At 74.2% G+C, this 23,750-nt stretch carries 15 protein-coding genes and 3 pseudogenes; all 18 read left to right on the forward strand.

Annotated elements, in window-relative coordinates; all coding sequences use genetic code 11:
* Window positions 1-170 precede the first annotated feature (170 nt).
* Window positions 171-1,142, forward strand: a complete 972-nt coding sequence (locus tag Q3Y56_RS32640; protein WP_304465324.1) for an FAD/NAD(P)-binding protein — start codon at window positions 171-173, stop codon at window positions 1,140-1,142.
* Window positions 1,088-2,356 (forward strand): hypothetical protein, encoded by a 1,269-nt coding sequence (locus Q3Y56_RS32645; RefSeq protein ID WP_304465325.1) that lies wholly within the window; start codon window positions 1,088-1,090, stop codon window positions 2,354-2,356. Before Q3Y56_RS32640 ends, Q3Y56_RS32645 begins: the two co-directional genes overlap by 55 nt.
* 54 nt (window positions 2,357-2,410) lie before the next feature.
* Entirely contained in the window at window positions 2,411-3,544 is a 1,134-nt protein-coding gene (locus Q3Y56_RS32650) for an AMP-binding protein (RefSeq protein ID WP_304465326.1), read from the forward strand.
* Window positions 3,442-4,272: a non-ribosomal peptide synthetase gene (locus Q3Y56_RS32655; protein ID WP_304465327.1), complete on the forward strand. Its 831-nt coding sequence runs from the start codon at window positions 3,442-3,444 to the stop codon at window positions 4,270-4,272. Before Q3Y56_RS32650 ends, Q3Y56_RS32655 begins: the two co-directional genes overlap by 103 nt.
* Before the next feature lie 14 nt (window positions 4,273-4,286).
* Window positions 4,287-4,493 (forward strand): annotated as a pseudogene (locus Q3Y56_RS33670) (condensation domain-containing protein); the annotation flags it as partial.
* Between the two features lie 68 nt (window positions 4,494-4,561).
* Entirely contained in the window at window positions 4,562-9,007 is a 4,446-nt protein-coding gene (locus Q3Y56_RS32660; protein ID WP_369696876.1) for an amino acid adenylation domain-containing protein, read from the forward strand.
* On the forward strand, window positions 9,004-9,321 hold the full coding sequence (locus Q3Y56_RS32665) for an acyl carrier protein (RefSeq protein WP_304465329.1): 318 nt from the start codon (window positions 9,004-9,006) through the stop codon (window positions 9,319-9,321). Before Q3Y56_RS32660 ends, Q3Y56_RS32665 begins: the two co-directional genes overlap by 4 nt.
* A pseudogene (locus tag Q3Y56_RS32670) lies at window positions 9,318-10,481 on the forward strand (polyketide synthase); the annotation flags it as partial. The gene Q3Y56_RS32665 and the pseudogene Q3Y56_RS32670, both read left to right, overlap by 4 nt.
* A gap of 866 nt (window positions 10,482-11,347) precedes the next feature.
* Complete coding sequence (locus tag Q3Y56_RS32675; RefSeq protein WP_369696830.1) at window positions 11,348-12,793, forward strand: thioester reductase domain-containing protein; 1,446 nt, start codon at window positions 11,348-11,350, stop codon at window positions 12,791-12,793.
* Between the two features lie 4 nt (window positions 12,794-12,797).
* A complete protein-coding gene (locus Q3Y56_RS32680; protein ID WP_304465330.1) occupies window positions 12,798-13,652 on the forward strand; it encodes a 3-hydroxyacyl-CoA dehydrogenase family protein in 855 nt (284 codons plus the stop codon).
* Window positions 13,653-13,734: 82 nt separating this feature from the next.
* On the forward strand, window positions 13,735-14,025 hold the full coding sequence (locus tag Q3Y56_RS32685; protein WP_304465331.1) for an acyl carrier protein: 291 nt from the start codon (window positions 13,735-13,737) through the stop codon (window positions 14,023-14,025).
* Entirely contained in the window at window positions 14,018-15,127 is a 1,110-nt protein-coding gene (locus Q3Y56_RS32690) for an acyl-CoA dehydrogenase family protein (protein WP_304465332.1), read from the forward strand. The genes Q3Y56_RS32685 and Q3Y56_RS32690 overlap by 8 nt, the downstream gene beginning before the upstream one ends.
* A complete protein-coding gene (locus Q3Y56_RS32695) occupies window positions 15,124-16,119 on the forward strand; it encodes a 3-oxoacyl-[acyl-carrier-protein] synthase III C-terminal domain-containing protein (protein WP_304465333.1) in 996 nt (331 codons plus the stop codon). Before Q3Y56_RS32690 ends, Q3Y56_RS32695 begins: the two co-directional genes overlap by 4 nt.
* 2 nt (window positions 16,120-16,121) lie before the next feature.
* A pseudogene (locus Q3Y56_RS32700) lies at window positions 16,122-17,213 on the forward strand (HAD-IIIC family phosphatase); the annotation flags it as partial.
* Between the two features lie 1,019 nt (window positions 17,214-18,232).
* Window positions 18,233-19,786: an amino acid adenylation domain-containing protein gene (locus Q3Y56_RS32705; RefSeq protein WP_304465334.1), complete on the forward strand. Its 1,554-nt coding sequence runs from the start codon at window positions 18,233-18,235 to the stop codon at window positions 19,784-19,786.
* Window positions 19,783-20,289 (forward strand): CYTH domain-containing protein, encoded by a 507-nt coding sequence (locus Q3Y56_RS32710; RefSeq protein WP_304465335.1) that lies wholly within the window; start codon window positions 19,783-19,785, stop codon window positions 20,287-20,289. Before Q3Y56_RS32705 ends, Q3Y56_RS32710 begins: the two co-directional genes overlap by 4 nt.
* Window positions 20,286-21,023, forward strand: coding sequence for a tyrosine-protein phosphatase (locus tag Q3Y56_RS32715; protein ID WP_304465336.1), 738 nt, complete (start codon window positions 20,286-20,288; stop codon window positions 21,021-21,023). Before Q3Y56_RS32710 ends, Q3Y56_RS32715 begins: the two co-directional genes overlap by 4 nt.
* A gap of 3 nt (window positions 21,024-21,026) precedes the next feature.
* Complete coding sequence (pepN, locus tag Q3Y56_RS32720; protein ID WP_304465337.1) at window positions 21,027-23,678, forward strand: aminopeptidase N; 2,652 nt, start codon at window positions 21,027-21,029, stop codon at window positions 23,676-23,678.
* The last annotated feature ends 72 nt before the right edge of the window (window positions 23,679-23,750 follow it).

Below are 23,750 nucleotides of genomic sequence, written 5' to 3' on the forward strand. Positions count from 1 at the left end.
ACGAGGGGCGGTTTGTGATTCGGCGCGCGTAAATGCCCTGCGCCGCGCATCCGACCGCCTCGAACATGACGCCCGGATCGGTCCTCGCAAGGAACTACGGATCTAGAGAGGAAGTTGTGACCCCGATACGCCTGGCAATTGTCGGTGGCGGGCCGTATTGCGCGTACGCGATGGAGCGGCTGGCTGCTTCGATCGCCGCCGAGGACGGCCCCATGGAACTCGGCATTCATGTCTTTGAGCGCACCGGGCAATTCGGCGCGGGTCGGGTACACAGCCCTCTGCAGGCCCCCACGAGTTTTCTCAATCGCGTTGCCGGACACGTTTCCTTCGGCGCCGACGAAAGCGTCGAAGACGCAGGTCATCTGCTTCCCGAGGAACTCCGCCCCAACCTCTACACCTGGGCCCGCCGGAAGTTCGACGAGACCGGCGACCCCCGCTTCGACATCGAGCCGGACAGCTGGCCCAAGCGCTACCTGCACGGCCTCGCGCTGCGCGAGCAGTTCGACGCGTACGTGGACATCCTGCGAGCCCACCCCGGCGTGACGGTCTCCCTGCATCACCACGAGGTCACCGACATCGAGGAGCTCGCCGCACCCGGCACGGACGGCCCGCTGCGCATCACATCCGTCCCGGTCGACGCCGCCCCTTCCGCCGACCCGGCCGCCGCCGTGCACACGGACGTCGACCAGGTGCTGCTGCTCACCGGCCACTCGTACAACGACCCGCAGCGGTTCCCGCGAACCCGCCAGTGGGCCGAGGCCGCCGAGCGGACCGCGGGCGCCGTGTTCCTGCCGAGCGCGTACCCGCTGGAAGACCGGCTCACCGCCGACATCGCGGGCCCCGGCACGGTCGTCGGCTGCGCCGGGACCATGCTCACCGGCGTCGACGCCGTCCTGCACCTCACCGAGGGCCGAGGCGGACGCTTCGCCCGCACCGAGGACGGCGCCCTACGCTACGAGCCCTCCGGCCGCGAGCCCCGCTCCATCGTGGCCTTCAGCGAATCCGGGCTGTTCGCCTTCGCCCGGCCGCTCGACCACTCCCGCGGGCCAAGAAGAAGCACAAGGGCGTCTTCCTCACCGTCGAGGCCGTGGACCGGATCCGCGAGAACTTCGGCAGCGCACCCGTGCGCGTCGGCGAGGTGACCCGGCGCCAGATCGACTACGAGCGCCACCTGTTCCCGCTCATCGTCGCCGAGATGACGCTGCTCTACTACGCGACCCTGTTCGGGACGGACTTCAGCCGGCACCTCGCGGACGTGTCCGCCGCCGCCCGCGAGGAATTCCTCGACCGGGCCGGGGGCACCGCGCCCGCACAGGACTCCGTCACTCTCCTCACCGCCCCACTGGAGCGGGCCGCGGCCGAGGCCGCGGAAGCCGTCGAGTCCCTCATGCTGGGCCGCGCCCGGTACGCCGAACTGGCAGCGCAGCCGCGCGACTGGTCCTTCGCCGACCTGCTGCGCCGCTACGCGGACGTGGTGCTCGGCGCCGAGAACCGGCAGCGCCTGGAGGCCGCACTCGACGACCCGGCCGAGACGGCCGCGCTCGCCGCCGCGCTGACCTCCCCCACCCGGCACGCCGTACTGCCCTCCGGCAACCTGTTCTCCTGGGAGCGCACCCTCGAACCCATCGCGCCCGGCGACCGGACCTCGCCCGCGCAGTACCGCAAGGCCATGGCCGAGTTCATGGCCACCGACCATCTGTGGGCCCGGCAGGGCGTCTTCGAGAACCCCGCCAAGACCGCCGCCGACGGAGTATGGCGGGGCCTGCGCCCGGTCATCGTGCACGCCGTCAACGACGGCGGCCTGCACGCCGACGCGCACCGCACCTTCCTCAGCACCTGGCTGCGCCACCACAACCGGCTGGCCTACGGTCCGGTCCCGGACGTCATGGACCGCATCCAGGCGCTCATCGAGCACGGCATCCTCGACGTGTCTCCCGGCCCCCGGGCCCGCGTGGACACCGACGGCGAGGGGCTGATCGTCACCGGCCCGCACACCGGTGCCGTCCGCCGGATCGACGTCCTGGTCGACGCGCGGGTACCGGCCTTCGATGCCTCCGCCGACATCGCCCCGCTCTACCCGAACCTGCTGCGCCGCGGCCTGGTCCGCAAGTGGCACAACCCGCACCAGGGCGGCGGCGAGGGCTTCGAGCCCGGCGGCCTCGACCTCACCGACGACTTCTGCGTGATCCGCCCGGACGGCAGCGTCGACCGGCGCATCAGCGTCCTCGGACCCGCCATCGAAGGACGGAAGTTCTTCCAGGGCGGCGCGATGAAGCCGGCGGCCAACCACCACGCCATGCGGTTCACCCTCCGCTGGCTGCGCACCTTCCGGAACCAGGCAGGCATGGGGGGCTGACGAGGGCCGCGCGCCCGACCGCCCCCATCCGACCTCAGCAGAGACGCCACCGCCATGGACACCCACACGCACCCGAGCATTCCGGCCGTTCTCCCGACCGGGGTGCACCACCTCATCGGACAGCACGCGCAGCAGCACCCCGGCGCACCGGCCGTGCGCGAGGCGGCCACGGGTCGCGAGCTCGGCTACGGAGAACTGTGGGACCTGGCAGGGGCCCTCGCCGCACGGCTGGCCGCCGCGGGCATCCGCCCCGGCGACGCCTGCGGCATCGCCCTGGAACGTGGCGCCGACCTCGTGGTGGCCATGCTGGCCGCCGCCCGCGCGGGCGCCTTCTACGTCCCGCTCGACATGGGCGCCCCGCCCCAGCGCTCCGCGGCCCAACTGGCCGACGCCGCGGCGCGCTGCGTGGTCACCGCGCCGGAGGACGGCGGCCGGGCGGCCGCCCTGGCACCGGGGCTGCCCACGGTCGAGGTGGTCCGCACGACCGCCGGCACCGCACAGGCCCCCGAGGTCGCCGACGACGGCGTCGGCGGGGACGATCCGCTGTACGTGAACTTCACCTCCGGCACCAGCGGGCGCCCCAAGGCCGTGGTCGTGCCGCACCGAGCCGTACTCCGGCTCGTGGACACCCCGGCGTACTGCACCCTCGGGCCCGGCACGCGCGTGGCGAACGCCGCCAACCCGGCCTTCGACGCCACCACGTTCGAGATCTGGGCCACCCTGGCGGCCCGCGGCACGGTCGTGGTCATGCCCGCCGTGGCCGCCACCGGCCTGGACCGCTGGCTGGAGCTGCTGCGCACCGAGCGCGTGGCGGCGATGTTCCTGACCACCTCGCTGTTCCACATGATCGCCCAGGAGCGCCCGGCCGCCCTCGGCACGCTGGCGACCCTGCTCGTCGGCGGCGAGGCGCTGACCCCCGAGGCGGCCCGCCGGGTGCTCGCCGCGGGCGGGCCGGACCGGCTGGTCAACGTCTACGGGCCCACCGAGACCACCACCTTCGCCACGTATCACGACCTCACCCCGAGCGGCTTCGCGGGGCGGCGCGCGTGCCCATCGGCGATGCCATCCAGCACACCGAACTCCGCGTGCTCGGCCAAGACCTGGCGCCCGTGCCCGACGGCGAGCGCGGCGAGCTGTACATCGGCGGACCCGGCGTGGCCCTCGGCTACCTGGGACGCCCCGAGCTGACGGCCGAGCGGTTCACCGTGCTGCCGGACGACCCCGGGCAGGGAGTGTTCTACCGGACCGGCGATGTCGTCCGCAGGCTCCCCGGCGGCGGGCTGGAGATCTTCGGGCGGCTCGACCGCCAGGTGAAGATCCGCGGGTTCCGCGTGGAGCTCGAGGAGATCGAGCGGGCGGCGGTGGCCACCGGCCTGGCGGCCGCGGCCGTCGTGGAGAAGACCGGCGAGGGGTCCTCGGCCGTGCTGGTGGGCTTCGTGCTGCCGGCCGCGGACGCGGGCACACCCGCCGAGGTGGTGGCCGGCCTGCAGGCCGCACTCGCCGCCGAGTTGCCCGGCTACATGCTGCCGGCCCGGTGGACCGTACTCGACTCCCTTCCGCTGGGGCCCACCGGCAAGGCGGACCGCGACGCGCTGCTCGCCCTGGACGCGCCGGACGCACCCGCTGCCGCCGCCCCGAAGCCGGCCGCCGGCGGAGCGGAAGCGCGACCCGGCCGGACACCCGACGGGCTGGCCGCCGAGATCCGGCGGTTGTGGTGCGAGGTCCTGGAGGTCGCGGAAGCCCGGGACGAGGACAACTTCATCGAAGCGGGCGGCAATTCGATCCTGGCGATCCAGCTGGCCGCCCGCGTCAACGAGGCCGCGTCGGCCGATCTCGGGCCGACCGACGTCCTGCTGGCCGCAGACCTGGCCGAACTGACCGAGACGGCACGGCACTCTGCGACCGCCCGGAGCTGACGGAGGGGCACATCATGCCTGAACAGATCACCTTGGAACTGATCCGGCGGGGCGCCGCCGAAGCGCCCCTGTCCGCAGCCCAGGAAAGCCTTTGGTTCATCGAGCAGGCCCACCCCGACACCGCCGCCTACAACGTGCCGCTGCTGCTGCGCTGGAACGAGGCGGTCGACCTGCCCGCCCTGGGCCGCTCCCTGCTGCGCGTGGTCACCCGCCACGAGGCCCTGCGCACCGCCTACCGGCTGCGCGACGGCCGCCCCGTGCAGCTGATCCTCGACCCGCGGCCCCCGAGATCTCCGTACACCGCTCCGCCGCCCGGCCCGGCCCGACCGAGCTCGCCGAGCGCGCCCGCGCCCCCTTCGACCTGGCCTCCGGGCAGCCGCTGCGCTGCGACCTGTGGCAGGGCGCCCCCGAGGGCGACACACTGCTTCTCACGCTGCACCACATCGCCTTCGACGGCTGGTCCCTGGGCACCCTCCTCGACGACCTCCTCGAGGGGTACGAGGCGGCCCTTGAGCCCGGCACCGCCGACGCCACCCCCGAACCCGTCGTCCAGTACGCGGACTTCGCACACTGGGAGCGCGCCTCCTGGGGCCTGCGCGACGTGGAGGGCCGGGCCGCCGCGCGGGCCGAGGAGCTGACCGACGCCGGCGACTCGCCGCTGTTCCCCAGCCGCGGCACCCGCGGCGCGGAGGCCCGCCCGGGCGGCCACCTCGCATTCCCCGTACCCGCCGAGCTGTGGGAACGCACCGGCGCCCTCGCCACGCAGCTGCGCGCCACCCCCTTCGTGGTGCTCTTCGCCGCCTTCCAGGAGGTGCTGCGCCGCTGGTCGGGCGCCTCCGACTTCGTCGTCGGCACCGTCATGGCGAACCGGCCGAAGCGCTGCCTGGAAGGAGCGGTCGGCTGCTTCGTCAACACCGTGCCGCTGCGCTGCCGCCCCGCCGCCGGGCAGACATTCGAGGAGCTGTGCCGCGAGGCGCGCACCGAGTCCTTCCGGGCCATGGCCCACCAGGACCTGCCCTTCGACCGGCTCACCGCCCTGACCGCCGCCAAGCGCGGCACAGGGCGCGGCTCGCTGGTCGAGGTCGCCTTCGGCGTCCAGAACATGCCGGTGCCGCGGACCGCGGGCCACCGGCGCTGGCAGCAACCGGAGCTGCTGCCCACCGGCGCCGCCCGCTACGACCTGCTGTTCCTCCTGGAGGACCGCCCCGACGGGGTGGCCGGCACCATCGAGTACGACCTCGGGCTCTGCTCCCCGCAAACCGCCGCCCGCTTCCGCGACGCCTTCCTCGCGCTGCTGGCCGCGGCCGTCGAAGCCCCGCAGACCCCGCTGGCGGCGCTGCCGCTGTCGGTCCGGACCCCGCAGACCCCGGTCCAGGGCGTGCTCACCGGGGCACACCGGGACCTCAGCCGCACCGAGCCGCCCGCCGACCGCTCGCTGCTCGGCCTGCTGGCCACCCGGCTCGCCGAGGACCCCGCGGCCGTGGCCGTCTCCGGGAGCGCGGACCGGATCAGCCGGGGCGAACTCGACGACTGGTCCTGGGCCGTCGCCCACGCCCTCGCCTCCGCCGAAGAGCCGTCCGGCGCCACGGCCGGGCCGCCCGGAGCCGAGGGGGCCGTGCCCGTCCTGGCCGCCCGCGGACCGGCCCTGGCAGCGGGCTGGCTCGGCGTGCTGCGCGCGGGCCGCGCCTACGTGCCGCTCGGCCTGGACACGCCGGTGGAGCGCCTCGAGTACATCCTCGGCGACCTCGGCGTGGACACCGTACTGGCGGACGAGGCCGGGGCCGAGGTGCTCCGCAAGGCCGGCGCCGACGTACGGGTCCTGGACCTCGGCGCGCTGCGGCACGGGCCGACCGGCGAGCGCCGGCCCCCCGAACCGGCGGGCCAGGACACCGCCGTGGTCATCTACACCTCCGGCACCACCGGCCGGCCCAAGAGCGTGCCCGTACCGCACCGCGGCCTGGCCAACACCGTGCTGTGGTGGGCCGAGGACTCCGGGCTGGGCCCGGCCGACCGGCTGCTGTGCGTGGTGGGCACCTCCTTCGACCCGGCCACCTTCGAGACCTTCCGGGCGCTGGTCTCGGGGGCCGAGCTCGTCTACGCCGACGACGTGGAGCGCAAGGACGGCCGGGCGCTGCTCGCCCTGCTGCGCGACACGACCGTGGCCGCCATGACCCCGGGCCTGCTGCGCGCCGTACTCGACGCCGAGGAGGCCGCCGAAGAGACCGCAGCCGAAGAGACCGCGGCCGAGGACGCCGCCGAGGACGCCGCCGAGGGGATGCGGCCCCGACCGGCACCCCGGGCCGGCACCCTCCGGATGCTCTACCTCGGCGGGGAGAAACTGACCCGCGCCCTGGCCGCGGAGTGCCACACCCGTTGGGGCGTGCCGATGCGCAACGTCTACGGCCCCACCGAGGTGTCGTGCACGAGCCTGTCCGCCCCGGTGAACCCGGCCGACCCGCAGGCGCCCCCGATCGGGGTGCCGGTGTGGAACACCCGCGCCTACGTGCTGGGGCCGGCCGGGGAGGAACTGCCGCCCGGCGTACCCGGCGAGCTGTACCTCGCGGGCGTCGGCGTCTCGCACGGCTACCTCGGCAGGCCCGACCTGACCGACGCCGCCTTCCTCGCGGACCCGTTCGCCCCGGCGGACGAGCCCGAGGCCCGGATGTACCGCACCGGAGACCGGGTGGCCGTCCGCGAGGACGGCACGGTCGAGTACCTGGGCCGTGCCGACGAGCAGGTCAAGATCCTCGGCAACCGCATCGAGCCCGCCGAGGTCGCCACCCTGATCGAGGAGCAGCACGAGACCGTGCTGTCCGCCGCGGTCACCGCCGAGGGCGACCCGGCGCGCCTGGTCGCCTACGTGGTCCTCGACGCCTCCGGCACCCCGCCCGGGCACGAGGACCTGGTCCGGCCGCTGTTGCGCTGGCTCCCGGCCGCCGTGCTGCCCGGGGCCGTCTACCCGGTGGACGGGCTGCCGATGACCGCCAACGACAAGACCGACTTCCGGGCGCTGCGCGCGCTGCGCGCCGAGCCGCTGCCCCGGGCCGGGCATCGGCCCGCCGCGGCGGACCCGGCGTACCGGTGGGCCGGCGACCGGTTCCTGGCCGCCCTCGCAGCAGAGGGCCGCACCGGCCCGGCCGGACCGGACACCGCCGAACCGCAGCTCGGGCCGGACGACGACTTCTTCGCGCTCGGCGGGCACTCGCTCCTCGCGGTGCGGATGCTCGCCGCCGTGCAGCGCGAGGACGGTATCGCGCTGGCCGTGGGCGACTTCCTGGCCCGGCCGACCGTCGCCGGCCTCACCGCACTGCGGGACACCGCACAGGCGGCGACCTCCGCCCGGGCCGCCGCGGACCCCGGCGCGGGACCGGCCGAGGACGGCCGACACCCGGCGACCCCCGTCCAGCAGCGCATGGTCTTCCTGGACCGGATCGCCAGCCAGCGCAGCGCCTACCTGGCCCCCACGGTCGTGGAGTTCACCGGCGAGGTGGACCCCCATGTGCTCGCCACCGCCGTGGCCGAGGTCCTCGGGCACCACCCCGCGCTGCGTTCCCGCTTCCGCCTGGACCGGGCGAGCCGGCAGGTGCTGTGCACCACGGACGCCCCGCTGCCCGCGGTCGAGGTGGCCGACCGGTCCGGCCTGGGCGAGGAGGAGCTCACCCGACAGCTCACGGACTACTGCTGGACGCCCTTCGACCTCGCCGAGGAGGCCCCCGTCCGGGCCCAGGTCCTCATGGTCGGCCGACGCGTCCTTCTGGTGCTGGTCATCCACCACATCGTCACCGACGGCTGGGCGCAGCAACTGCTGCTGCGCCAGCTCGGTGAGGCGTACCGGGCGCTGACGACGGGCCGCCGGCCCGTCCTGCCGCCCGCGGTCCACCCCGCCGAGCTGGCCGCCGCCGGGCCCGCCGCCGCGGCCGGGCAGGCCGAGCGGGCGGAGGCCCTGCTGGCCCGGCTGCGCGGGGCGCCCGCGGACATCGCCCTGCCGCGCGACCGGGAGCGTACCGGGGTCCAGGACACGTCCGCCGACGTCCGCCGGGCGCGGCTGTCCGCCTCGACCAGCGCCGCCCTGCGCGCGGTGCTGGCCACCGAGCGGGCCACCGCCTCGATGGCGGCCCCCGCGCTGCTCGGTGCGGTGCTGGCCGGGACGGGGGAGCAGCGGGACTTCCTGTTCGCCTTCCCCTGGGCAGGCCGGGCGACCGCGGCCGAGACCGAGGCCGTGGCCATGCTGATCAAGACTCTGCTGCTGCGGGTCGACCTGCGGGACGCCCCCACCTGGCGCGGCCTGCTGGGCCGGGTCCGGGACGAGAGCCTGGCCGCCTACCGGTACGCGGACGTCCCCTTCGAGACGCTGGTCGCCGAGCTGGACCCCGGCCGGGGACTGGGCCGCCCGCCCGTCACCCCGGTACTGGTCACGGCGGTGATGGACCCGCCCGCCGCGCCCGACCTGGGTCCCGCGGTGCGGTCCCGGCAGCTCCCGCCGCCCGGACTGCGCATCAAGTACGAACTCGAGTTCACGCTGCGGGACGCCGACGAGTGCATCGAACTCGAACTGGCCTACGCCACCGCACTGTTCGGCGCCTCGACCGCAGAAACGCTACTGAACGCCCTGGTGCAGGCCGCCGGACGGCTGGCCGCGGACCCGGACACCCCGGTCCTGCCGCCGCCCCCGGACGACACCGCGCACGCCGACCGGCCCGATGCGGGCCCGGAGACTGGAGAAGTACATCCATGACGGACCCGATGGAGGACGTACGCCGGATCTGGAGCACGGTGCTCGGTGCCGAGATCCAGGACGTGGACGTCAACTTCTTTGACGCGGGCGGCCATTCGCTGCTCGTCATGGTCCTCCAGGAGCACCTGGAGGAACTCGCCGGACGCGAACTCGCCATCGAGGACCTCTTCGAGCACCCCACCATCCGCGCCCAGGCCGGCCTGCTCGCCGACCGCCCGGACGCCGGCGCCGCCGTGGACGCCGAACTCGGCGGCCGCGACCGGTCCCAACTGCTCGGCCGCAGCGGCGGCGCCACCGCCGGGGGCCTCACATGAGCCGTGCCACCGACATCGCGGTCATCGGCGCCGGCTGCCGCTTCCCCGACGGCCCGGACACCGCCGCCTTCTGGAACAACCTGGTCGCGGGCGTGGTCTCGACCCGCGAGCAGACCGAGGAGCGGCTGCGCGCCACCGGCATGCCGGACGCGGCGCTGAAGGACCCCGCGTTCGTGCCGGTCGCGGCCACCGTGCCCGGCGTGGAGCTGTTCGCGGGCGAGTTCTTCGGCTACTCCCCGGCCGAGGCCGAGCTCATCGACCCGGCCCACCGGCTGTTCCTCGAAGTGTGCTGGGAGGCCCTGGAGTCCGCCGGGCACGCGCCCTCCGGCACCGGCACCGGCCCGGTGGTCGGCGTGTTCGCCAGCGGCGGGCCGAGCCCGTACACCTTCGCCCTGCAGGCGGCGAAGGTGCGCGAGGGCGGCCTCGCCGCCGCCGTCGACGACCTGGACCTCACGCTCGGCGGCACCGCCGACTTCATCGCCTCGCGCGTGGCGTACAAGCTGGGCCTGCGCGGCCCCTCGGTCGGCGTGCAGACGGCCTGCTCCTCCTCGCTCACCGGCGTGCACTACGCCGTCCTGAGCCTGCTCTCCGGCGAGTGCGACCTCGCCGTGGTCGGCGGCGCGGCGGTCAGCGACCCCCTGGTGGGCTACACGTACGCGCCCGGCGGCGTGATGTCCGAGGACGGCCAGTGCCGGCCCTTCGACGCGCGCTCCACCGGTACCGCCGCCGGGGCGGGCGCGGGCGCCGTGGTCCTGCGCCGCCTGGGCGACGCCCTCGCCGACGGCGACCCGGTGCTCGCCGTGATCCGCGGCAGCGCGATCGGCAACGACGGCGCGACGCGCTCCGGCTTCACCGCGCCCAGCGCGGCGGGCCTGGCCGGTGTGGTCGCCGGGGCGCTCGCCGTGGCCGGCGCGGAAGCGCACACCGTGCGCTACGTGGAGGCGCACGGCTCGGGCACCCAGCTCGGCGACAGCCTGGAACTCCGCGGCCTGACCCAGGGGTTCCGCACCGCCGGCCAGAGCGACGGCGGCCCGCAGCCCGCCCCCGGCGGGTGCGCCCTCGGCTCGGTGAAGGCCAACATCGGCCACGCCGGCTGGGCCGCCGGCATCGCCGGGTTCATCAAGGCCGTCCACGTGGCCCGGACCGGTGTGGTGCCCCCGCACCCGTCCTTCGAGCACCCCCGCGACCCCGGGGTGCTGGCCGAGAGCCCCTTCCACATCCCCACCGAGCCGGTCTCCCTCCAGGGCGAGAGCGGCTGGCATTTGCTGGTGAACTCGATGGGCCTGGGGGGCACGAACGCCTCGGTGGTCCTCGCCCCGCCGCCCGCCCCCACCCGCCCGGCCGCCGAACCCGGCGACCAGGTGCGCCTCGTGCTCTCCGCGCGGACCCGCACCGAACTGGACGCGCTCTCCCGCGCGGTCGCCGACCGCCTCGACGCGGGCGCACCCGCCGGAGACGTCGCCCACACCCTGCGGGTCGGCCGCCGCGCCTTCGCCGAGCGCCGGGTGGTGACCGCGGCCCCGGACAAGCTCGCCGCGGCCCTGCGGCTGCCCCGGCCGCCGCACGCCAAGACCGTACGGGCCACCTCCCGTCGGGTGCTGCTGGTCGCCCCCGAGCAGCCGGCCGTACCGGCCCGGATTCTCGAACACCTGGTGCAGGCCTTCGGCGGCCGGGCCGACGTGGTGCCCGCCGTCCCCGCCGAACTGCCCGCGGACAGCTACGTCCTGAAGCTGGCGGCCGAGTCGGAGGCCGCGGGCAGGCACCCCGTGCTCGTCCTCGACGCCCACGGCGTACCCGCCCCCGACGCCCTCGACGAGGCGGTCACCGCGGCCTGGCTGCACGGTGCCGAGACCGACTGGGAGCACCTCGCCCGGGGCGGCCGCGGCCGTCGGCTGGAGCTGCCCACCTACCCGTACCAGCGGCGCCGCTACTGGGCGCTGGACCGCACCGCCCTGCCCCGGCCGACGCCCCCGCGGCGGCCGCCGCCCCGGCGCCCGCGGAGCGGCCCCGCACCGGCTCCGCCACCGTGGACACCCTCCTGGACATCTGGGCGGAGCTGTTCGGCACCCCCGCCATCGGCCTGGACGACGAGTTCGGCACCCTCGGCGGGACCTCACTGCTGTCCGTCCGGATGGGCCTGGAGATCCACGCCCGCCTCGGGGTCCTGGTCAACCTGCACCGGGCCGGCGGCAGCAAGGCCACCGTCCGCCGACTGGCAGCCATCGTGGACGCCGGGCAGAGCGGGGACACCGACCCGCAGGAGCACGAACAGGTGGCCGACGGCGAGGGCGCGCTCGTCGACGCCGACCTCGCCCTGCCGCTGGGCGAGGCCGCCCCGGGCCGGGCACCCGGCACCGGTGTGCTCCTCACCGGGGCCACCGGCTTCCTCGGCGCCTTCCTGCTGCACCAACTGCTGGACACGACCGGGCACCGCGTGTACTGCCTGGTCCGGGCCGCCAGCGAGGACGAGGGCCTGGACCGGCTGCGCCGGGCCGCGGACGCGTACGCCCTGCCCGCCCCCGACCCGGACCGGGTCCGGGTCGTCCTCGGCGACCTGCACACCGTCGAAGACGTCTGCGAGAACCACCGGGGCGGCGAACTGGCCCGGCAGGTCGGGCACATCCTGCACTGCGCGGCCAAGGTCGTGTTCACCGAGCCGTACAGCGAACTGCGCTCCGAGAACGTGCTGGCCACCCTCGGCCTGCTGCGCTGGGCCCGCCGACACGGCGTCCGCGACTTCGGATTCGTCTCCTCGCTCGCGGCGACCGGCCCGGCACTCGGCGCCGACGGCCGCACCCTGGAGACGCGCGAACAGCCCCTCGACCCGGCCCAGGGCGGCTACGGGGTCGGCAAGTGGGTCTGCGAGCGGCTACTGGAGCGCGCCGAGTCCGAGGGCATGCGGGTACGGGTCTTCCGGCCCGGCCTGATCCTCGGCTCCACCCGCACCGGCGCCTGCAACCCCAAGGACATGCTCTGGCGGATGCTCGCCTCCGGAGTGGCCACCGGGGCGCACCCGCTTGACGACCGCCCCATGCCGATGGCCCCCGTGGACCTGGTGTCCAGGGCCGTGGTGGACCTGCTGTTCACCCCGGGCTCCGCCGGCCGCGCCTTCCACCTGGTCGCGCCCGAGGGCTACAGCGCCCGACGCCTGTTCGGCCTCCTCGGCGAGGCGGGGCTGGCCACCGAGCCGCTGAGCCGGTCCGACTGGCTCACCACCGTGGCCGACCGGGCCCGCGCCGGCGGCAACGACGTCCTGACCAGCATGGCGCTCTACGACCTGGCCGGCCACGAAGGCGCCGACTCCGGCGTGGAGGCCGAGGCCTGGCAGCCCTGGCTCCGGGACAGCGGGCAGCGGCCCGTGCCTACCGGGGCGCTGCTGCGATCCGCCCTGGCGCACCTCGCCGGCAAGGACCCGGGCTACCTCGAACTGCTCAGCGGCTCCCTCGTCGCCGCATCCGACCGAAACGAGTGAAGACGTGACGGAACAGCACAACCACCTACTCGCCGTGCTGGGCGCGGGCGTGATGGGCACGGGCATCGCCGCCCTCGCCCTCGGCCACGGCGTTCCAGTCGTCCTGGTCGACGTGGACGAGGAGATCCTCGCCCGCGCCACCCGAGACGTACGCCAGCGGATCCGGCAGGGCCAGCTGCTGGGCAAACTGCCGCGGGTCGAGCAGCACCCGGAGCTGCTGGCCACCACCGACCTCGGCGCGGTCGCGCCCGCCACGGCCGTGGTGGAGGCGGTAGTGGAGCTGCCCGAGGTCAAGGCGGACGTCCTCACCAAGGCCTCGGGGCTGGTGAAGCCGGGCACCCCGGTGATCACCAACACCTCCGGCATCCCCGTCGACGAGCTCGCCGGGCACTGCGCCCGCCCCGAGGACGTCGTCGGCGCCCACTTCATGAACCCGCCCTACCTGATCCGCACCGTCGAGGTGATCCGCGGACCACGCAGCACCGACGGCGCCCTCGGCCGCACCCTGGAGCTGCTCACCGCCCTGGACCGGGAGTCGGTCGTGGTGGGCGACGGGCCCGGCTTCGTCATCAACCGCATCCTGCAGCGGATGATCAACGAGTCCGCGCGGATCGTGCAGGAGGGCATCGCCGGCCACGAAGAGGTGGACGCCCTGTTCCGCGGCTGCCTCGGCCACACCACCGGCCCCCTGGCCACCGCCGACCTGATCGGCCTGGACAACGTGGTGGACAGCCTCCGCGTGCTCCACGAGCGCACCGGCGACGCCGGATACGACCCCTGCGACCTCCTGCTCTCCAAGGTCGCCGCCGGCCACCACGGGCGCAAGACGGGCCGTGGCTTCTATGAGTACGGGCCCTGACCCGGCCTCTGCGCGGACGAGTTCCGAGCGGAGCGCAACCCCTTCCCCCGCCGCACCACCGACCGAGAGGCACCCGATCACCGTGTCCACCCCCTCCTCCCCCCAGCACGGCGCCGCCGAGACCGAAGCCGAGCTGCTCGCCTTCCTGGAGAGCCGCGTGAAGGTGCCGGTGGGCCCCGACACCGACCTCTTCGCCTCCGGCGCCGTCACCTCCCTGTTCTCCCTGGAGTTGGTCGTGCACGTGGAGACCGTGTACGCGGTGACCATCGGCGGCGACGAGCTGAAGATGGACAACTTCCGCAGCGTCCGCGCGATGACCGCCCTCATCGAGCGGCTCCGCGCGGGCGGCGCGACGGGCAGCGCCGATGCATGAGACCGGCCGACAGGCGGCCGCCCTGGTGGCGGAGCTGACCGAAGGCCGCGTCGAGGACTGGGACCGGACCACCGAGATCCCCCGGGAGGTCATCCGCGAGCTGGGCGCCAAGGGCATCCTGTGCGCCGACGTACCCGAGACGTTCGGCGGCCTCGGCCTGAGCAGCCTCGATCACGGCGGGCTGATCGCCGCGACCGGGGAGGCCTGCAGCTCGCTGCGCAGTGTCATGACCTCCCAGGGCATCGCCGCCTGGACCGTCTCCCGGTTCGGCTCGGCCGCCCAGAAGGAGGCATTCCTGCCACGGCTGACCTCCGGTGAGACCGCCGCGGTCGCGTTCAGCGAGCCGGGCGCCGGCAGCGATCTCTCGGCCGTGGCCACCGAGATCGCCCGGGACGGCGACGCCATCGTCCTGAGCGGCGAGAAGACCTGGGTGACCGGCGCGCACTACGCCTCCCTGCTCGTGGTCCTGGGCCGCTACGGAGACGGCGCCGCGATGGCCGTGGTGCCCGCGGACGCGCCCGGGGTGAGCATCGAGCGGATCCCCGACCCGCTCGGCTGCCGGGCGGCCGGGCACTCCATGGTGCGCCTGGACCGGGTCCGGCTGCCCGCGACCCACCTGCTGGGCGGCGCCGGGATGCCGGCCGCCATGCTGGTGACCTCCCCGCTCACCCACGGCCGGATCTCCGTGGCCTGGGGCTGCGTGGGCATCCTGCGGGCCTGCCTGCGAGCTGTCGTACGGCACAGCGCGCAGCGGCACACCTTCGGCAGCCCGATCTCCCGACACCAGCTGGTCCGGCGGCACATCGCCGAGCTGCACGCGGCCGAGAAGACCTCGGCCCTGGCCTGCGAGCAGGCCAGCCGGGACTGGGACGCCCGGGACCCGCGGCACGCGGCCGCGGCCGTGCTGGCCAAGCACGTGGCCGCCGGGTCCGCCGCCCACGGCGCGGCCTCCGCGGTCCAGGTGCTCGCCTCGGCAGGGGCGGCCAACTCGCACGTGGTGGCCCGCGCCTACCGCGACGCGAAGCTGATGGAAGTCATCGAAGGAAGCAACGAGATCAGCCAGCTGCTGCTGGCCGACGAGGCAATGACGGTGTGGGCATGACGAACCACGACCAGCAGGGCGGGAACGGTGGCGAGATCGGCATCGGCGCCCTCCACTGCCTGCTTCCCGAGGACCGGGTCAAGGTGGCCGACCTGCCCGAACTGGGGCTGCTCGGCCACGAGGAGAGGGAGTTCGCCCACGGCTCGGGCATCGAGACCGTGAGCGTCTACGAGGACCGCGCCACGGCCGGGCTGGCCGCCGAGGCCGTGCGCGGCCTCGGCCTGCCGCCCGGCTCCGCCCCGGACCTGCTCCTGCTCGTCAGCCCCCGGTCCCCGGACGTGCTGCTCGGCTCGGACGTCGGCCAGGTGCAGGCGGAGTCCGGCCTGGCCGGGGCGTTCTCCTTCACGGTGGACGGCCTGGGCTGCACCGGCTCCAGCGCGGCCTGGGCCCTGGCCCGCGATCTGATCGCCGCCGACCCGCGCCGCGAGAGCGCCGTCATCGCGCACGCCAGCCGCCCCACCGGCGCCGACCGGGTGCGCTACCCCGTCACCGTGATCGGCGACGGCGCGTACGCCATGACCCTGGTGCGCGGCGGGCGCCCGGTGCTCAAGGCACACCGGATGCAGAGCGACGGAAGCTTCCACGACCTGTTCCGCGTCGACTACAAGTCCGCCCCCTGGTACGAGTGGCGGGAGGAGTGCCGGTCCGCGGACCGCTACCGGTTCGACCTGGCCATGCACAGCCGCCAGCGGCTGTCCCTGCTGGTCGACGAGGCCCTTGCCGAGGCCGGCATCGGCAAGCAGGACGTCGCCGCCACCCTCATGCAGAACGTCACCGCGGGAGCCTTCGACTTCTACGAGACCCTGCTCGGCCTGCCCATCCACCAGGTGTGCCGGCGCCACCTGGCCGCATACGGCCACCTGGGCGCCATGGACGTCGTGCTCAACCTCCAGCAGCTCCTCGACGAGGGCGGGCTGCAGCGCGGCGACCACGTGCTCGTCCTGAACAACAGCCCGGTCGCCGCCTGGGCAGCCACTCTCTGGGAGATCTGACGATGTCTGACACCGCCGCCGCGACGCCCCCGGCCGTATCCGGCCCGGCCCTGGTCAAGTGCCTGGTCTGGGACCTGGACAACACCCTGTGGCGGGGCACCCTGCTGGAGGACGACGAGGTCGAGCTGACCGAGGAGATCCGGCGCACCGTCCTTCGGCTGGACGCCCGGGGCATCCTGCAGTCGGTCGCCAGCCGCAACGACCACGACCACGCCTGGGCACGGCTGGAGAAGCTGGGCCTGGCCGAGTACTTCCTGGTTCCGCAGATCGGCTGGGGCCGCAAGTCCGACAGCGTCCGCACCATCGCCGCCGAGCTGAAGTTCGCCGAGTCGGCCATCGCTTTCATCGACGACCAGCCCGCCGAGCGGGCCGAGGTCGAACACGAACTGCCCGCGGTGCGCACCTACGAGGCCCACCGCGCGACCGAGCTCACCAGCCTGCCCGAGTTCAGCCCGGCCCACGTGACCGAGGACGCCGCCAACCGGCGATCCATGTACCAGGCAGGCGTGAAGCGCGAGCGCGCCGAGGCCGAGCACACCGGCTCCAGCGAGGAGTTCCTGCGCACCCTCGACCTGCGTCTGGTCATCGAGCACGCCGGGCCCGAGCAGCTGGCCCGCGTCGAGGAACTCACCCTGCGCACCAGCCAGATGAACGCGACGGGCATCCACTACTCGGACGCCGACCTCACGGCCCTGCTCGCGGACCCCGACCACGACGTGCTGGTCACAAGCCTGACCGACCGTTTCGGCAGCCACGGCGCGGTGGGCGTGCTGCTGCTGGAGCGCCTGCCGGGCCGCTGGCACCTGAAGCTGCTCGCCACCTCCTGCCGGGTGGTCTCCTTCGGTACCGGCGCCACGATCCTGCGCTGGCTGATGGCGCAGGCGCACGCCGCCGGGGTCCACCTGACGGCCGACTTCAAGCGCACCGACCGCAACCGGATCATGGAAGTGGCCTATCGGTTCGCCGGTTTCGGCCAGGACCCGTGCGAGGCCTGCGGCCCCGTCGGCGAGGACGACTCCGGCATCCAGCGGCTGCACCTGGCCCCCGCCGCCCAGGACGTCTCCACGACCATGCGGGTCACCGCCCCCACCCTCGGCGCCGACCGCCTGAACTCCGTGCATGAGGCTTACGGCCACCGCGTGGAGTGCTCGTACGACATCGCCGCCCGCGGGGCGGTACGGGACTTCTTCGGCCCGGCGGTGGCCGCGGACGCGCCCGTGGCCGCCCACACCCGCACGGTGCGGCTGGAGTTCGACGTGCAGGACGGCCCGGCGGCCGCGCCGGCCAACCCGCCGCACAACCTGGAGGTCATGACCGGCGACCCGATCGTGATCGACACGGTCTCCTCCCGCTGCGTGTTCGACCCCGCGTCCCTCTCCGGCACGGTCACCCTGGCCCGTGCGGACCTCGGCGACTCCCAGGTGTGGGGCCGCTGGATCCTGGAGCGCCTCTTCCTCTACCTGGTCTGCCGCAACCCGCGCAGCTACCCGCTGCACGCCGGCGCCGTCGAGGTCGCCGGGCGGACCGCCGTACTGACGGCGGCGGCGGGCGTGGGCAAGTCCACGTTCACCTTCTGGGCGCTGCACCGGGGCGCCCGCCTGATCGGCGAGGACATCCTGGCCCGGAACATGGACGAGCCCGAGGGCGTGCTGTGGGGCTACCCGCGGGCCCTCTACCTCTCCCCGGACATGATCGTCCGCAGCGAGGCCCTGAAGGAGGCGTCCGCCACCCCCATCGAGAGCGGAACCAAGAGCCGGGTCACCGTGCCGGAGTCCATCGAGGACCGGCTGGTGTCCCGCGCCCGCCCGGACGCCCTGGTGTTCCTGGTCCGCGGCGAGGGCGGCGGGCTGCGCGAGCTGGACATCGAAGAGGCGCTGAACCGCTGCCGCGAGGACTACGCCACCGCGAAGAGCGCCGAGGAGACCGCCGCGGTGGAGGAGGACCTGCGCCGCCTGCTGGCCGGCCTGCCGCTGTGGGAGTTCGAGGTCTCCGCCGACCTCGACGAGAGCTACGGCCGGCTGCACGCGGCCATGGCCGCACTGCCCGCGCCCGCCGCCGGGTGACCGGCGCCCCGCCCCGTTCCGCCGTACCCGCGAGTCCGATAGGAAGGGCCATGCACGACCTGAAGCACGCCGTGTCCCTCTACGAGGTGTTCACCGGACAGGCCGCCCGGCGGCCGGACGCCGTCGCGATCACTGACGGCCCCCTCGACATCACCTACGCCGAGCTGGAGCAGGCCGCCCGGGAGTACCGGGCCGGCCTGGCCCGGCACGGGGTGCGCCCCGGGGAGCTGGTGGGCATCAGCCTGGAACGGGGCTGGGAGGTCGTCGCCGCGATCCTCGCCGTCCTCGGCCACGGCTGCGGCTACGTGCCACTGGACCCGGCGTACCCCGCCGACCGGCTCGCGTTCATGGCACGGAACACCGGTACCCGGGTGGCCATCGCCGAGGCGGACGGCTCCGCGCTGCCGGACGGGGTGACCCGGGTGCGGCGGGAGGACGGGGCGGCGGCGCCGGATCCGGCGCCCCGGGCCCGGCCCGCGGACGTGCCGGTCTACATCATCCACACCTCGGGCTCGACCGGGGTCCCCAAGGGCGTGGCCGTCGCCGAGAGCGCCGTCCTGGAGCTCTTCCGGTCCTGCACCGACGGGCTGTTCGCCTTCGGCCCCGAGGACACCTGGACCCTGTACTTCAGCTACAGCTTCGACTTCTCGGTGTGGGAGATCTGGGGCGCGCTGCTGTTCGGCGGCCGCATCACGATCGTCCCGTCCGACACCGCCCAGCGGCCCGCCGCCCTGCTGGAATTCCTCGCCGAGCAGCGGGTGACGGTGCTCAGCATGGTGCCGAGCTTCTTCAAGTACCTGGCCAGGGCGTACGAGCGTCGCCCGGCCGAGCTGGACCTGCGGTACGTGGTCTTCGGCGGTGAGGCGCTGGACCGCATCTCGGTGCGCGCCTGGATGGCCCTGCGGCCGGGCGCCGAGACCCTGGTCAACATGTACGGGATCACCGAGACCACCGTGCACACCACGTTCGGGGCGCTCACCCCCGAGCGGGTGGCCTCCGACGGCGGCGGCACCTGGATCGGCAGCCCGCTGGCCCACCACAGGATGGTGCTGCTGGACGAGGACGGCGCCGAGGTCCCCGACGGCGAGCCCGGCGAGGCGTACATCGCCGGCCAGGGCCTGGCGTACGGCTACGTCAACCGGCCCGACCTCACCGCGGAGCGCTTCCCCGAGCTGCGGCTGGCGGGCGACACCGAGCCCTGCCGCTGGTACCGCACCGGCGACGTGGCCCGGCGGCTGCCCGACGGCACGTACGAGTACCTGGGCCGCAACGACCGGCAGATCAACCTGCGCGGGTTCCGCATCGAACTCGGCGAGATCGAGGCGGCCCTGCGGGCGGTGCCCGGGGTCGCGGACGCCGTGGCGGTGACCGAGGACGCGGCCGGCGGGGAGTCCGTCCTCGTCGCCTACACCACGCTCGACGGGGAGCTGGAGCACACCGCGCGCACGGCCGCCCTGCTGCGGGAGGCCTGCGCGGCCCGGCTGCCCGCCCACATGGTGCCCAACCGGATCACCGTGCTCTCCGAGATGCCGCTCGCCCCCTCCGGGAAGCTGGACCGGGCACGGCTGTCCACCGACACGGAACTGCGGGTGGTGCTGCGATGACGACCGAGATCGAGCGGAAGTTCACGGTTGCCGAGGACTGGCAGGTCCCCGCGGGGGCGACGGGGGAGCGGCTGCGGCAGGCCTACCTGACCCCGCCCGGGGCCCCGGTGGAGTTCCGGGTCCGCGCCGGGGAGAACTCCCGGCTGATGACGGCGAAGACGTTCGACCCGGCCTCGGGCGCCATGGTCCGCCAAGAGGTCGAGTTCCCCATCGCCGACGAGGTGTTCGAACAACTCTGGGAGCTGGCCGGCGGCGAGTGCCTGAGCAAGTTCCGTTGGACCGTCCCGCTCGGCGAGCATGTGGCGACGGTCGACGAGTACGACGGGGCCCTGGCCGGACTCCGCGTGGTCGAAGTGGAGTTCGCCGACACCGAGGAGGCCCGGGCGTTCGTACCGCCGGACTGGTTCGGCGAAGAGGTCACCGGAAGCACCGCCTGGAGCAACCGAGAGCTGGCGGCATCGTCACAGGCGACGATGCCGGAGAACGAGGGAGAGAGCCGATGAACCGGCACGTCGATTTCGAGCGCCTGCACAACTTCCGCGACCTGGGCGGCTACCGGGCCGCCGACGGCCGCACCGTGGCGTGGCGGACCCTCTACCGCTCCGACTCGCTCGGCAAGCTGCAGGGCGCCGACTGGGAGACGTTCCTGGAGCTCGGCATCCGGACCGTGATCGACCTGCGCTACCCGTGGGAGATCGAGTCCAAGGGCCGGGTACCGGAGCCGGAGCGCTTCCACTACGTCAACCTCAGCATCGAGCACCGCCCGTACGACCAGGCTGAGATCGACCCCGAGCTCGACCCCTGGCGCTACCTCGCCGACCGGTTCGCGGAGGTCGCCGAGGACGGCGTCGAGGAGATCCGGCAGGTCCTGGAGCAGATCGCGCAGGCCCCCGGCCCGGTGGTGTTCCACTGCACCTCCGGCAAGGACCGCACCGGGCTCATCGGCGCACTCGTCCTCACCCTCCTCGGCGTCGACCGGGAGACGGTCCTCGCCGACTTCGCGCTCACCGAGCTGGCCACCGAGCGCCTGATCGAGGACTGGAAGACGGCCAACCCCGACCGCGAGCTGAAGTGGCCCGGATACGGCCGCGCCCCCGTGGTGATCATGGAGCTGGTCCTGGCCGACCTGGAAGCGAAACACGGCTCGGTCGAGGGCTACCTCAAGGACCGCGTCAACCTGTCGGACGAGACGGTCGGCGCCCTGCGCGCCCGGCTCCTCGCAGACGGGAGCAACTGACGCATGCCGGGCACGAACCTGACCGCCGAGGAGGCCGGGCTGCGCTCCGGCGCCCTCGTGGTCGACACCTACGACGTCACCCTCGACCTGCGGGCGGCCGCCGAGTCCGGCACCTTCGCCTCCGTGACGGAAGTCCACTTCGACTGCACCGACCCCAACGCGCCGGTCTTCCTCGATCTGCGCGCGCCGGTCCTGCGCGAGGTGGTCCTCAACGGGCAGGCCCTGGACCCCGCCCAGGTGTTCCGGGACTCCCGGATCGCGCTGCCCGGACTGGTGGCGGGCCGCAACCACGTGAGGGTGGCGGCGGACTGCGCGTACACCACCACCGGGGAGGGGCTGCACCGCTTCACCGACCCGGTCGACGGACACACCTACCTGTACAGCCAGTTCGAGGTGGCCGACGCCCGCCGGGTCTTCGCGTGCTTCGACCAGCCCGATCTGAAGGCGCGGTTCAGGTTCACCGTGGCCGCCCCGCGGGACTGGACGGTCATCTCCAACACCCTGCCCGCCACCGCCGGTGCGGGCGGCGCCGAGGGAAGCGGCGGCGAGAGCCGGACCTGGACCTTCGGCGACGGTGACGGCCGAACCTGGACCTTCGGCCGCACCCCGCGGCTGTCCACGTACGTGGTCTCCCTCGCCGCCGGACCCTTCCACGCCGTGCACAGCGAGCATCGCGGGGCCGACCGGACCATCCCGCTCGGCCTGTACTGCCGCCGCAGCCTGGCCGAACACCTCGACGCGGAGGACATGTTCGCCGTCACCCGGCAGGGCCTGGACTGGTTCCCGGAGCGGTTCGGACACCCCTACCCGTTCGAGAAGTACGACCAGATCTTCGTGCCGGGCTTCAACGCGGGAGCGATGGAGAACGCGGCCGCGGTCACCTTCAGCGAAAAGTACATCTTCCGCTCGCGCGCCACCGACGCCGCCTACCGCAAGCGGGCCGCGACCGTCCTCCACGAGCTCAGCCACATGTGGTTCGGTGACCTGGTCACCATGGCCTGGTGGGACGACCTCTGGCTGAACGAGTCCTTCGCCACCTACTGCTCCTTCGCCTGCCAGGCCCTGGCCCCCGGCTCGCGGTGGGCCGACTCCTGGACCACCTTCGCCAACCACCAGAAGGCCAAGGCCTACCGGCAGGACCAACTGCCATCCACCCACCCCGTGGTCGCCGGGATCCGCGACCTGGAGGACGTGCTCGTCAACTTCGACGGCATCACCTACGCCAAGGGCGCCTCCGTCCTCAAGCAGCTCGCGGCCTACGTCGGCACCGACGCCTTCTTCGCCGGAGTACGCACCTACATCGCCGCCCACGCCCACGGCAGCGCCCGCCTGCCCGACCTGCTGCAGGCCCTGGAACAGGCCTCCGGCCGGGACCTGGGCACCTGGGCGAAGCTGTGGCTGGAGACCGCCGGCATCAACGTGCTACGGCCCGAAATCGACACCGACAGCGAAGGCACCATCACCGGCTTCCGGGTCCGGCAGGAGGCCCCCGCCCTCCCCGCCGGCGCCGCGGGCGAGGCCGTGCTGCGGCCGCACCGCGTCGCCATCGGCTTCTACCACCTGGACGAGGCCGGCACCCTGCGCCGCATCCACCGCACCGAGACCGACGTCCTCGCGCAGGAGCTCACCGACGTCCCCGAACTGGCGGGCCACCCCCGGCCCGACCTGGTGCTGCTCAACGACGACGACCTGACCTACGCCAAGGTCCGCTTCGACGCGACCTCGCTGCGCACCCTCACCGAACGGCTCGGTGCCCTCGCCGAACCGCTGCCCCGTGCCCTGTGCTGGGCCGCCGCCTGGGACATGACCCGCGACGGCGAACTCCCCGCCCGCGCCTATCTCGACCTGGTCCTGTCCGGCGCGGGCGCCGAGACCGACATCGGCGTGGTGGAGTCCCTGCACCGCCAGGTGGCATACGCACTGCGGCACTACACGGACCCCGCCGCCCGCCAGGAGCTCACCGCCCGCTGGAGCGAGGCCGCCCTGGAGCGGCTGCGCGCCGCCGAACCGGGGAGCGACCACCAGCTCGCCTGGCTCCGTGCGTTCATCGCATCCGCCCGCACCCGGCGCCACCTGGACCTGGTCGCAGGCATCCTGGACGGCGCCGAACCCGCCCCCGGCCTGGCCGCGGACACGGAGCTGCGCTGGTCGGCCGTCGTCCGTCTGGCCGCGGTCGGCCACATCGGCCAGGAGGAGATCGCCGCGGAGGAACGGCGGGACCCCACCCCCGGCGCCGCACACGCGGCCACGGCTCGGGCGGCCCGCCCCGAGGCCGCGGCCAAGGCAGAGGCATGGGCGGCCGTGGTCGAGCGCGGTGACCTGAGCAACCAACTGCAGAAGGCGGTCATCGCCGGGTTCGCCGACGGCACCGAACCCGCCCTCCTCGCCCCCTACACCCAGCGGTACTTCGAGGCGATCCGCGACATCTGGGAGACCCGCAGCCACGAGATGGCCAAGCAGATCGTCCTGGGGCTCTTCCCGCCGCTCTCCGAGGCGGCAACGGCCGAGGCCGCCGCCCGCTGGCTGGACGCCCAGGACAGCGCCCCGCCCGCCCTGCGCCGCCTCGTGCGCGAGCAGTACGACGACGCCTGCCGCGCCCAGCGGGCCCAGGCAGCCGACGGCCGCGGCCCTGACGGGCCGGCCGCGACCTTCTGACGCCGTATCCGGTGCGGCACCCCATCGGCCGCGGCGCGCGGCGCGTCGCGGCCCCTCGCCCCTCGTCCCGGG

Origin of the sequence: Streptomyces sp. XD-27 (genome assembly GCF_030553055.1) — a bacterium.
Classification (GTDB): domain Bacteria; phylum Actinomycetota; class Actinomycetes; order Streptomycetales; family Streptomycetaceae; genus Streptomyces.